This is a genomic window from Embleya sp. NPDC005575, from assembly GCF_040605455.1.
Lineage (GTDB): Bacteria > Actinomycetota > Actinomycetes > Streptomycetales > Streptomycetaceae > Embleya.
The window spans coordinates 1-12,341 of sequence record NZ_JBEXCV010000206.1 but is presented as its reverse complement, the minus strand read 5'-3'; the positions used below and the strand labels follow the sequence as shown (position 1 = coordinate 12,341).

Sequence of the window (12,341 nt, the reverse complement as noted above, 5' to 3'; positions counted from 1 at the left end):
CCGCCACCGGCGAGGCCGCCCTGCGCGGCGGCCTGGCCGGTCGCGCCCTCGCCGTGACCGCCACCGCCGCCGCGTGCGTACGCCACGGGGCCGGGCCGATCACCGGCTGGGACGTCGAAGTCGAACACCGCCTCGAGCGCCGCCGGCTCACGGCCGACGCCGTCGCCCGCCTCGACACCCCCGACCCTCAAGGAGCGGACTCCGGGGTGCGCCTGATCGAACTCGACCGCGTCACCATGCCCCTGCACCGCCTCGCCACCAAGATCGACACCTGGACCCGCTGGGCCGAACACCGCACCCACGAAGGACCCCGCCACCTCAACGGCTCCACCCACGCCGCATGGCGCGAGCAATACCCCGGCCACGCATGCCCACCGCTGTGGATCGTGACCACCGGCGCCGAACCCGCTGTGCTGCGCCGCCGGATCGACCGACTGCGCCCGACCCTGCACGCGATGCGCGCCCTGGACCGCCGGGTGACCTGAAGACCGCAGCCGCGGCCATGGCCCGCAGCAACCGCGCCCGCCCCGACCACGAACGACGCCACCGCGCGATCTCCTCCGGCATCCTCGCCGAAACACTCCTCGACCTCGGCCGCCTGGACGAGGCGTGCGCGGCCTGGACCACCTTCCTCGACGACCACGCCCACCTGCGCTGCGGACGGGCCGACGCCGCGATCACCCTCATGCGCACCCGACTCCGCCCCCACGCCCGCGTTCCCGCCGCCGCCGCACTCCTGAACCGATCCACCGCCGACCGCCTCCGCACCGCATGACGTTCGCCCCGGCACGGCTCCCGGCCGCGAGCGTGGCATCACATCTCGGCCCCGGGCCCTCGAGGGACGGCACACCGGCACACCACCGCCCGGCCCGGAAGAAGATCCTCTTCCCCCGGTCGGATCGGCGGAGTACCGTTCCCGGTCCCGATCTTGGGAGGTCACGTGTGGGTCATCCGTGAATTCACCAACGACGAATGCGTCACCTGCAGGGCCGTGATGACCGAGGAGGCCGCGGCCCGGCCCGACGAGGAACACCGCGCGATGTAACGCCGCCTCGAACCCCACCGGACCCCGCACTCGAACCCGTCAACCGCACCCTGAACACCAACATGAACGCGTTCGTCCTCGAACGCCTCGAAGGACTCCACACCCCCGGCCGGCACATCGGCCTGAACGACCTCGTCCCCGGCCTGCTGCGCCGGGACATCGACCCGCAACTCCTGGCGACCATGGACCTGTTGTTCGATCGACAGGTGGAAGCCATCGCGGACCGGATCCGGCGCGGCGAGCCGGCCTGACCCGTCCACGGGCAACCGGCCTTCCCCTCCGCCGGGGGTCCGCGTGACGAACGGGAACAGCCCCGGACCGCACGGGCGGTTCGGGGCTGCTCCACGTCATCCGTCGTGGGGCACAGCCCGCACCAGCTCGCCGCGAGGCGAATGTGTGGACCCCACGAAAGACACCGCCCACCCTGCCGGCAACCCGACCCTCGGCGTTCGCAGTTCCCCGAACGGGACGAACACGCGGTGAGCCTGGTCGAGGAGGCGCTGAGCGGCAGACAGTGCGAACCCCGCCTCTGATCCCGCCCACCGCATCCACCCCGCCGGGCACCGCCCTGGCCGGGGCGTCCCGCCGATCTCGGGCGGCGCCGATGTCGTGCCCACCGGCGCTGCCCAAGATCGAACCCCGGACGACCTCGGGGGATGGGCCGACCGGCACGGCGGAACTCCGGCGACGGGGAGACGCCGGACCACCACGACGGACTCAACGACCGCCCCGCTCTCCCGTGACGGCTCCGCGCAGGAACACCGGGCCCCAACCACCAGCCGAAACCACACCCCCTCGTTACCGCCCCCGTCCGCCGCCCGACGATGTCCGCCCGGACCCGGCCGCGAACGGACCCGGGAACAACGGGAACAAACCGTCACACCGATCCGACACGAATCCCACATCGAATCTCACGCCCACCGCATCCCCAGCGCGTCCAACGTGTCCACACGCTCGCTCGCGAGTTTCGCCCGGCGAGTACGCACGTTGGTGATCCACACCCCGAGCTTCACGGCCTCGGCCGTCCCATCGGGCGCGGTCACCGTTTCGACGTGCCCGCGCGGCACCTCCAGATCACCCTCCCGAGCCCGGAACGCGGCGGCAGCGGACAGGTTGAGCGCGAACGTCTCATCCCTGCTACGCCCGACCCCCGCCCGCGCAGGCCGGGACGGCGCCGCCGGCGCGGGCACGCCCAGCCGGGGCAGTTCCGCCCGCTGGGCCGGCGCCGGCTCGCTCCACCGCTCGTGTTGTCGGGCGATCCACCGGCCGACGTCGACGGCCCGGTACAGCGTCCCGGGCGCCGGCACCCGCCTCCACGCCGGGGATGGCGGAGACGCAGATGGATGCGTCGATGCCGACGTGGGCGGCCCGGATGCCGGTGTCGGCGAGTTCCTTGTGCACGTTCATTGCCCAGTCGCAGCGCTGCGGTGTTGACGTTGGCGACCCGCGGGTCGGGCCAGATCGAGCCCGCGCCGGTGGTGTAGAGCAGGGCGCCCGCGCCGGACTGGCGCATGGCGGGTGACACGACGTGCGTGGCGGCGATCGGCCCGTACAGCTGGAAGTTCATCTCGAGCTCCACACGGGACGGATCGGTCTCGGTCGGGGAGGTCGGCGCGGTGATGCCGAAGCTCCGCACCGGGGAGTACTCGGGACATTGATCCCGCCGAAGGCCGCGGCGGTGTCCTTTGGTGGCGCTGTGGGCCGAACTACCGACCAGGTCGATCACCCGGAGGCAGCCCGCCGCCCCCGACGCCGCCCTCGGGTGGGGGGCGGTGTCGGAGGTCGGCGACACCTGTTCGGTGGGGGGTCGAACGTCACTCGCAGCAGTGGAGAGGGTGCGGTTTCTACTTGCGTCCACGAAGTGTCAGGATCCGAAAGAGGCTGCCCAACATGTCAAACAGAACGTCGATCATGGTCTGACTCCTTGGATGGTTTCGTCCCACTCATTACACAGCTTGTGCGGCTTCGGACACAGCCTGTTCGGTTGTCGGCTGTCGCGCGCGACAACGGTTCGGCACGGCAGAGTGGCCGAGAATCGGTGATGGTCCGTCGCTAGTGGTCCGAGTTTCGAGTCGAAGAGCCTTGGGTCGGAACGCGACAGGTGGCTCCGGCGCGCCAAGGGCCGGGCAGTTGGGCACGGTGGTCGGCCACGAGGCGGTAGACCCGGCGGGCGAGGTAGGCGATGGGTGGCGTCGTGATGATGCGCCCCATCAGGCTCCAGGGCGGCGGCGCGGTACGGAGCCAGGCCGCGAATGCCTCGTGTCCGCGGCGGACGGGTCCGCGGTGCGGGAGCCAGTGGACGGCGTGACTGACCTGGTCGGTTGTCAGGCCGTACGCTCCGAGGTCGGTCGCCTGCCAGGGCGTGATCGTCACGGTGAGGGGGACGAGGCGGCGAAGACGGGTGACCGACCAATGGCAGAATCCGCAGTCTCCGTCGTAGAGCAAAACGGCATGAGGGGTCGCCCCTGGTGTGTCGGCGGTCATGACACGGCACCTGGGTACGTGCGTCGGGTGGGCGCGGGCCGTTCACGGAGCCCATCTCGGACGGGGCGCCGGCATGACGTGAACTCCCTCGGAGTATTGATTCCGGTCATGTTCGAATGTCCTCCAGGGCACGGGGTTTCGGGGCGGGACTGCCGTGCGGCCGGGATTGGTCGAGGCGGCTGTGGCGGTGCCGGATCCGGCCGACTGTGGCCCGGAGGTTTCGGCGGGCCGCTCGGTAGTCGTCGTCGTTGAGGATGGTGGTGTCGCCGGCCATCATGAACAGGCCGAAGGAGACCAGGCCCATCCCGTACATGATCCCGAGATGCATGCCGACGATGAGCAGGAGCACGCCTTCGCGAAACCGGCGTCGGCGGGTGAGGGCTGCGGGAACGATCGCGAGTTGAACGGCGATTGTGAGGTAGGTGGCTCCTGTGAGGAGGAAGGGATCTTTCATCAGCCAGGGCATGACGGAGTTGGTGCTGAACTCGTCGACCCGGGTGATGTAGTAGAGCGCGTTGCCTTCGCGCCACCGCGAACCGACGACCTTCCACAATCCGGCGACGGCGTAGACGACGACGGTTTGGAAGACCACGAGGGTGGCCGCGACGTTGTGCATGCTCGTTGCCGCCCGAGGGCGTGGTTCGCGGGACGCCAGACGGGCGCGGACTTTCTTGGCGCCGGGACTGAAGTACGCGTTTGTCGTGGTGAATATCAGCAGGATCACCAGGATCCTGTTGAGGTTGTCACCGCCGTCCAGGAGCGATTCGTTGCGCTCGTACAGCGACCATACGAAGATCGCGTGCAGCAGGGTCAGCGGCCTGGTCCCGTAGACGGTCCACAGTACGGCCACGATCAGACCGGTGAAGAAGACTGCGTTGAACCACGGCGTGCTCTCGCTGATCATGTACAGCGAGTATCGGCGCGGGCTGTTCATCGAGTCGCGGAATTGGTCGAAGTCTGCGGCTCCGTGAGGTCCCCACAGCAGGTTGCGATATTGCAGGTTCGACAGGTAGATCAGGACGAACGTGGCGCCGAGTCCGATCCGGGCCACCGCCAGGCCGATGAGTCGCTGAGGGCGGGTGCCGAGGCGGTCAAGGCGCGAGGTGAGTGACCTTGGAGATATCACTACCGCCCTCCCTTCGGGAGATAGGCCAACCAGTGGCTGTCCCCGACGCGGGCGATCTTCGGACTCGGCGGGTGGTCGCGGTAGCGGTCGGAGAACCGAGTGATCGAGACGGTGGTGACGAAGATCCGGACCTCGACAACGCGGCCTGGGAGATGCAGTTCGTCGGCCAACGGCGATGCCACTCGGCGGACCGCGACGGCAGCTCGAGCGACGGCCGCGTCGAGGGCTTTCTGCAACCCGTCCAGCGCCCGTGGATCTTTGACGGCTTCCGTATCGGGAACACGTGGCTGCGCGCCCGCGACGGAACTCGCGCTCACCGATGGGCCGATGGCCGGATCCGAGCCGTCCCCGGTGGCTGCCGGGCCGCGCCTGAGTGTGTCGATTCGAATCTGTTCGTGTTGAAGATTGACGAGTTCCTCGTCGAGTGACGTCACTATTCGCCCTACACGGTCGGGAAAGACCCATTGGCTTTGGGACTGCCCGACAAACAGGTCGTTGAGCGACCGCGGATCGGTCTCTTGGCGGCGTCCGGAAGCATCGACATAGGCGATCTGATACCAACCGTACGTGTTCGCATCCGGTGGATTCGGAGCGAAGAGTTGCCAACTCTGCACGAAATAGGGATCAGCTATTTTGTAGGCAGCGGAGGCCATCTTTTCCTGCGCGGGCGACGGAGGAGCAACCAGGCACAGGACCATGGCGGCATATCCGACACCGACGAGAAGCGAGGTCAGAGAAACCAGACGGGTCCACCGGAGGGCCGGTCGGAACACGCTCCGACCGGCCCTCCAGCCCCGAGTAGAAATCGAGGTCATCTGCGGTATCCCGTCGACCTAGTCGAACCTGGCGCCGTCGAACCCGGGAGTGGCCTCCGCCACGCCTCCCTTCATCCCGGACGGGCAGGCATTCTGCAGAAACGACTGCGACTGATACGCCTTCGCATACTTCGACGCGGAATTCAGCACGCTCTTGATCCACACCGGGCTCGCGGGACCCGCCGGAACCGCCTGCTGCACCTGCGCCGGCGCCACGGATCCCGAGCCATTCGGGGCCGCACTCGCCGGCACCACGAAACCGACAACCCCGATCGCTGCGCCCACGCCGATTCCAAGCGTCGCGAACTTCGCCCTACGCTTCATACACGTGTCCATTTCTCTTCGAGATACATCGAACGATTGATACGGGAAACCCCGGAACGGCACACGAAAACTCGAGTGCCGAATACCGGAATACATGAATCCGGTTGTGTAGATAGGAGCAACCAACCGGACGTCGAGATCATAGTCACTTCGAGATTAACGTCGAGCCAAATGATGCGGAATCCAGAATTCCGAAGCCAAAGTACCTTCGGGCGATCCATTCGAAATGGCGCAAACTTCACCGACGGCGACCCGGAACAAGCCAATAAGCGTCCGAAAAGGATCGGTCGACAAAGGCACACTTCGTGCCCGCCGTCTCTCCCGTCAGCCCAGGGTGGTGCAAATTCTCGTGATCTTGTGGGTGTGCTGGTCAAACGATGGCCGCCCGCGCGCACAGAACACCGATCCATCCACGCTCGGCCCAGGGGCCCGCCCGGCGGTGTGTACTCGTCCCGGCCGGATCGGGTCCCGCCTGTGTCGGTCTCCTTCGCACAGCTCCCGCTGCTCTGCCTTGCCCTTCCCACCGACCGGTTCATCGCCCGCGCCTCGATTTCCGTCGAGGGCTCGGTCACTCGTCGGTCCCCGCTCGTCTCGCCGGCTTGCCGCTGTTGCGGCGGGGCCGGGCGTGGCGGCGTGCCCGGTCAGACGTGACTCACCGGCGATCGTTTGGCGTACGCCAATCATCCGAGTCGCGGCGGGTCACCCACTCGCGTGTTGAGTGGTGGCCACGCGAAGACACCACCGCGACCCGGACGTGCCGATCCCAGTGCCCAGGCGCGGGCACGTCCATGCACAGGCCGGCACGTCCGGGCCGGCCTCGCCGCGACCTCTGCCTCCAGGCGGGGACTTCCTCGCTGCCGGTGGGGTGGCGACCGATAGAAGGATCCTCTTCTCCTCTCCAAGCCGAGGAGTACCGTTCCCCGTCCGTTGATCTGGGGAGGTCCCCGTGTGGGTGATCCGCAGATCTACCAACGACGAAGGCGTCACCTGCCGGGGCCGTCGTGACCGAGGAGGCCTCGGCTCGATCCGATGAAGAACACCGCGCGATGTACCGCCGCTTCGAACTGGTTGCACAACAGCCGCCGGACCTTGCGATTGAGCCGATCAACCGCACCCTCAACACCAACCTGAACGCGTTCGTCCTGGAACGACTCGAAGGACTCCACGCCCGCGGTCACCACGTCGGTCTCGACGACCTGGTTCCCGTGACTCCTGCGCCCGGATCCGGACCCGCGGCTGATCGCGACGATGGACTGACCGGGAGATCTCGAGAACGCCGCTCGGATCCGCCGGGGAGAAACACCCCGACCCGTCCACGGGCACCACGTCCCCTCCACCGAAGTGCCCGCGCGACGAACGAGAATGGCTCCGGCCGCGCGTTGCCGCGGTCGGGGCCGTTCCCCGTCGTCCTCCGTCGGGGCACAGTCCGCACAACACGCCACGAGGCGAACGTGTGGACCCCGCGAAGAGCACCCGCGCCCACAGTTGCACCGAGGGCGCAGGCACTTCACCCGAACGAGACGAACGCCCCCGCTCGAATAAGCGACCCGGCCGGCCGACTTCACATCTGCACCACGCGGATTCCCTCCGGTCGGGAACACCACGCGCCCGGCCGAACCGGGCACTCGATCTCATGGGACGGCGCCGGCGATGGTTTCGCGTCATCCGTGCGGGAGTTCCGGCCCGGAGGTCACGGCCCGATGAGGGTGGTGGCGAGTCGTTCAGCATGGCACCGACCGCGCGCGTGCGGGGCCCGTTCGCTCGAACGGCCCCGCACGCGACCGTCCGGGTTCCACAGTGGTGACGCCTTCCGGGACGCGATGGCCGTGACGATCCCGTGGCCTCCGCGTTGGACACCGCGTGACGTGGTCGGCCCTCGTGGCCCGAGCGAACCGCGACGCTCCCGGACGCCGAAACCCATGGGTCCGTTACATGCTGTTATAGAGTCAATAGCGTTGATATTCACCGGTATATGGCTAAAAGCTGGACTTGACGTTGAAGAAAAAGCGATTTAAGTGACTTAAAGCCTCAATTCATCGCAAAACTCTTCACGTTCGGGTCGCCATTGTCCACATAGCGTGATCATGACGTTGACCTGCCGAAACGGAGAACCCCCGGCAAAACGACTGTCCCCGTGTTGCAAGGAGGCCGGATCGCTCTTTACGGTGTCCTCTACATCACGTGTCGATGACGAACAACCGTCGAGTTATTCACGTGAGTGGCTTCTCGTAAATCGCGCGAGCGATCACAAATCCTCTCGCCGCGATCCAAGGACGCCGCACCCTGAAACGGGCCTCCGCAGCTGTGGGGCCCGTGACCTACGGGCCTCCGACACCCATGGAGGAACGATGGGGCAGGAAAGCGATGGCTCTTCGGGGCCACCGCGTCGGTGGACACGGGTCCGACTGGCCGGCTACGTGCGAAGGTGGGTCCCGGTACTGGCGACTGTCGTAACGACAGGAATCGCGGTATACGGGGTCGTAACCGGACACGGGCCCAGCCAATAGAGGCCAGGCCCGTCCAATCGACATAGTTCAAGAGGCTCCGCCCGGTACTTCGATTGGCCGTCGATCCGGGTGGGGTCTCTTCTTGCATGTCCATGAAGCCGCCGAATCCCCCCGGCGGTTCGCGAAGCCATGATGCACGATGAGCGGTTGTAAAGAACACCCCTTGACAGGCCCAGTCACGCCCAGGCAAGCCCAGCCACACCCCGATGACACTGCCGCCACCCGGGCGGCCAGCCCAGTTGGACATGGCTCCGCACTGCCGCTCACGTGCGCTTGTGAACTATTCCGCGAGCACGGTGGACGCCAGACGCCCTGCCGATCCCCGCGCCGACTTCATTCACTCATACGAGTGAAATTTGTGGTCTAGACCACAAGGTCATCCGCAATATGAGACAACGCCGGACCGGTTTACGCCATGGTCGGAACCGGCCGAAGGCCCGCCACCGACCCGACCCGTCCCACCTGTCCCTCTCATGTCCATCGGATGCCGAGTGCGTCCAACGCCGCGATCCGCTGCGCCGGGAGTTTTGGTCGTCGGCTTCTGGTGGTGGTGATCCACACTCCCAACCTCACGTCCTCGCGCCGTCCGTCGAACGCGGTGACGGTCTCGACGTGCCCACGCGGGACCTCCAAATGTCCGACCCGCTCCCGATAGGCCGCCGCCGCGCTCAACGCGATCTCGAACGCCTGCTCCCGCGTCCGTCTGGGCCTGGGCCCGTCGGGCTCGACCACTTCTCCCGCCCGCTGCGCCGTGTCCGCCGGTTCGGCTGTCCCGGGTGGGGTGAGCCCGAGCTCGATCAGGCGCTCGCGCTGCTCCTGGCCCAGCGTGTCCCAGCCGGCCCGTTGCCGGGCGACCCAACGTCCGATGGCCTCGCCGCGGTGGACGACGTCCAGGGCGACGTCGTCCAATCGGGCCCCGGTGCCGCGTGCTTTCAGGAACTCGACGACGTAGGTGAGGCGTCGTTGCCAGGACACGGGCCAGTGCGGCGGGTTCCATGGTTCGCCGTCGACGAGCGCGTCGAGCGCCTTGATCCGTTGGGGGTCGAGGCCGCTCTTGCGGTCCTGGGTCCGTTTGGTCTCCAACCACTTACCGATCGGGAATCCCTCGATCACGGCGTCGGCGGGGGCGGCGAGGGTGGCGTGTTCGCGGGCGTATTGGCGCGCTATGGCCAGCCCGTCCTCCCAGGCCTGGTCGAGCAGGGACCACACCATTCCCAACTCGTTCAGTTTCTGGATCTGCTTGGTGTTCAGCCGTCCTGCGGAGTATTCCCTGCGTTGTTCGGAAATCCAGCCGCCCAGCGGGAATTTCACGCCGTGGTGGTCGACGTCGACGCCGTCCAGCGGGACACGCAGATCGGGATGGTTGCGGCGGTGGCGCTCCGCAGCGCGCAGCCCGCGCAGCCAGTTCCGCGACTGCGGGTCGACCACGCGCATTTCGACGAAGCGGGCGATCTCGACGGGGTCGCGGCGGCTGGAGAACCGCAGGATCGGCCGCCACTCCTCCCGCTCCTCCCCGCCCGCGTCCTCGCCCACCTCTCCGGTCTCGCCGGTTGTGTCGTCCTGGTCCGGCTCGTCGGGGCTGCGTTCGCCTTGGGGTGTGCCGTTGACTTGGGGTACGGCGAGGACGTCGACGATGTCCGCGTCGTGGGCCCGCAACGCCTGAAGAACCCGCTGGAGCGGTCGCCAACTCGGCGAGACGAGCATGTCGTCACGGTGCTCACCGGCCTGCAGGAAGATCGGGACCACGATCGTGGCGATCTTGTCCCCGCGCATGGTCGGCCGGACGGCACGCCCCACGGCCTGGACGATCTCCACGATCGACCCCTTGGGGTCCAGGATCGCGACGGTGTCGATTTCGGGCACGTCCACGCCCTCGCCCAACACGCGGCAGTTCGAGACGAAGGATCGGTCGACGGCGACGCCGTTCTTGTCGGCGCCGGCGCCGAAACGGCCCAGGACGTGCCGCCGGTGGCCGGGGTCGTGTTCGCCGGAGAGCCAGTCCGCGGACATGCTCCAGGCGTAGGTGTCCAGGTCGTTCGCGCGCAGCCTCTTCAGGGCCTTGGGCAGGCCTTTCGCGAAGGCTTCGGCCTCGATGGTGCGGAAATGAAAACTCAGGATCCGGCGCAGGTCGTGCTCGGCCGCGGTTTTGAGCAGCGCGGTCTGCAACGCGGCCAGCCGCTTGCCTCGGTAGGCCTCCTTGGCCGCGGGCTCGGTGGTGTGCTTGTTCAGTTTGCTGCCGCTCTCGGCGGCGGCGGCTTGGACTTCCTCGTCGCGGATCTCGACCACGAAGATCCGAAAAGGTGCTACCAGGCCCCGTGTTACGGCCGTTCCGAGGGGGAGGTTGTACGCCACTTTTCCGTACAGGCGGTGGTCGTCCATGGACGCGGCGAGTCCGGCTGGGAGTGGCTGGTAGGCGTCCCGGGTGTGCTCGTCCTCCTCGAGCTCGTCGGCGAGCTCGAGGTCGTCGTCGCCCCACAGGTCGACGTCGTCCTGGTCCTCGTCGTCGGGTGGGTCGAGTTCGGGGACGGGTGGTTCTTCGGTGAGCGCGGCGTAGGCGCTGCCCGCCGAGGGCTCCCAGATCCGGGGTGTGGCGGTGAGGTACAGCCGCCGCGCCGCGGGCAGGCGTCGGTTGTCGTGGATCGCGGCCCAGGCCTTGCCCATTGCTCCGGAGGTTCGGTGTGCTTCGTCGACGATCACGAGCGAGAACGGGTCCGGTGGAGCGATGCCGTAGATGCCCTTCTGGGCCCGTAGCAGGACCCGGAGGGAGGCGTAGGTGCCGAACACGGTGACGTGCCGTTGACGGCCCGTCCAGAGGGCGTACTGGGGTGGGCTGGTGGTGGATCGGACCCCCGCCGCGTCCAGCATCGGATCGCCCCGGAGCGAGCAGACGGCGACCATCGGCCCGGTGCGGCCCGTACGCCTCCAGGCGGCCACAGTCTGGGTGAGGAGGTCGAGGGTGGGGACGAGGACCAGGACGCGGCCGCGGGGCGCCAGGCGGGCGGTTGTGGCGGCGGCGATGACGGTTTTTCCGGTGCCGGTGGCGGCGATGATCTGGGCGCGGTGTCCGCTCCAGGGTCCGGTGCCGGCGCGGAGCTCGGCGAGGGCGGCGTCGTCCTCGGGTGGGGCGGCGAGTTCGAGGACGCCGGCTTGGACGGCTTCTTTCTGGTGTGGGCGGAGTTTGATTCCGGTTTTGGTTTGCGTCGTGTTTCCCATGATGTGGTGTCCTTTCCCGAGTTCATAAACCGATGCGATGCGCGATGTTCTCGGATATTGATTGCACGTGTTTTCCGTCGGGTTCCCGGTTTGTTTATGCGAATTTGTGTGGCGACCAGGGTCGTGTCGGTCGGGTGTGGTGTGGGTGTGCGATTGGGGGTCGGGTCGGTGTGCGGGGGCTGTCGTGTTGCTGTGGTCGAGGTGAGGCCCGGCTCGCCCGGCCTCCGCCCGGCGGGCCCGACGGTGGCGTTCCGTAGGGGTGTTGTGGCTGTTCAGGGCCCCTGTATGCACCTTGTGCGCATCCTTCGTGCGGTCCGGTTCGTTAGGGTCCCAGGCGGGCCCTGGGCCCGGTTTCGGAAGGTGGTTCGGGGTGGGTTCGGCGTCGGTGGGGCTCGCCTTTTTCGCCCCGGGTCCGGTGGGTTGTTGTCTAAGCTACCCGATGGTGTCGGAGCGGGTTGGTGTGTCATCATGGAGTATGGCAGTCGATGGGGGAGTGGGTGGGCGGAACACGCTTCTGACACTCAGTCAGGTTTCTCTGATGGTCTGTCAGATTCTCTTGACGCTTCGTCAGATCTTCCGAGCGGCACGCATCGCCCATCGGAGAACGACCGAAACCCCTTACCCTGCAAGCCGTTTACACGCTTCCCGTTGCCGGCTTGGACAGCCGCGAAGCGGGTGTCCTGGGCTCGGCGCGAAGCGTCGAGCCTGCCCTTCGTGCTGTTCGGCGCAGCGCGTCGGACAGGGTTTTGACGGCCGCGCAGCGGCTGTCCCTCGAGCCGGCGCAGCGCGCCGGCTTGTCGCTCGTTCGCCGCGCGAGCGGCGAAGGG

The 12,341-nt window shown here is 67.5% G+C and carries 10 protein-coding genes; 3 read left to right on the top strand and 7 right to left on the bottom strand.

Annotated elements, in window-relative coordinates:
- The 3 genes from ABZS54_RS38635 to ABZS54_RS38625 form a co-directional block, all read left to right on the top strand.
- A partial coding sequence (locus tag ABZS54_RS38635) for a replication-relaxation family protein (RefSeq protein WP_355546871.1) occupies window positions 1-485 on the top strand: 485 nt, incomplete at its 5' end.
- Between the two features lie 17 nt (window positions 486-502).
- Window positions 503-775, top strand: coding sequence for a hypothetical protein (locus ABZS54_RS38630; RefSeq protein WP_355546869.1), 273 nt, complete (start codon window positions 503-505; stop codon window positions 773-775).
- A gap of 332 nt (window positions 776-1,107) precedes the next feature.
- Window positions 1,108-1,296, top strand: a complete 189-nt coding sequence (locus ABZS54_RS38625; protein ID WP_355546867.1) for a hypothetical protein — start codon at window positions 1,108-1,110, stop codon at window positions 1,294-1,296.
- 660 nt (window positions 1,297-1,956) lie between these two features.
- Here the strand turns inward: ABZS54_RS38625 and ABZS54_RS38620 are convergent.
- From ABZS54_RS38620 to ABZS54_RS38590, 7 genes are all read right to left on the bottom strand, one after another.
- A complete protein-coding gene (locus ABZS54_RS38620) occupies window positions 1,957-2,352 on the bottom strand; it encodes a helicase associated domain-containing protein (RefSeq protein WP_355546865.1) in 396 nt (131 codons plus the stop codon).
- Between the two features lie 745 nt (window positions 2,353-3,097).
- Complete coding sequence (locus ABZS54_RS38615) at window positions 3,098-3,529, bottom strand: DUF393 domain-containing protein (RefSeq protein ID WP_355546863.1); 432 nt, start codon at window positions 3,527-3,529, stop codon at window positions 3,098-3,100.
- Window positions 3,530-3,635: 106 nt separating this feature from the next.
- Window positions 3,636-4,655, bottom strand: coding sequence for a hypothetical protein (locus ABZS54_RS38610; protein ID WP_355546861.1), 1,020 nt, complete (start codon window positions 4,653-4,655; stop codon window positions 3,636-3,638).
- On the bottom strand, window positions 4,655-5,428 hold the full coding sequence (locus tag ABZS54_RS38605) for a DUF5819 family protein (RefSeq protein WP_355546860.1): 774 nt from the start codon (window positions 5,426-5,428) through the stop codon (window positions 4,655-4,657). Before ABZS54_RS38605 ends, ABZS54_RS38610 begins: the two co-directional genes overlap by 1 nt.
- 60 nt (window positions 5,429-5,488) lie before the next feature.
- Window positions 5,489-5,794, bottom strand: coding sequence for a hypothetical protein (locus tag ABZS54_RS38600; protein WP_355546858.1), 306 nt, complete (start codon window positions 5,792-5,794; stop codon window positions 5,489-5,491).
- A 983-nt stretch (window positions 5,795-6,777) separates the two neighbouring features.
- A complete protein-coding gene (locus tag ABZS54_RS38595) occupies window positions 6,778-6,960 on the bottom strand; it encodes a hypothetical protein (RefSeq protein WP_355546856.1) in 183 nt (60 codons plus the stop codon).
- Window positions 6,961-8,772: 1,812 nt separating this feature from the next.
- Window positions 8,773-11,514 (bottom strand): Helicase associated domain protein, encoded by a 2,742-nt coding sequence (locus ABZS54_RS38590; protein WP_355546854.1) that lies wholly within the window; start codon window positions 11,512-11,514, stop codon window positions 8,773-8,775.
- Window positions 11,515-12,341 lie beyond the last annotated feature (827 nt).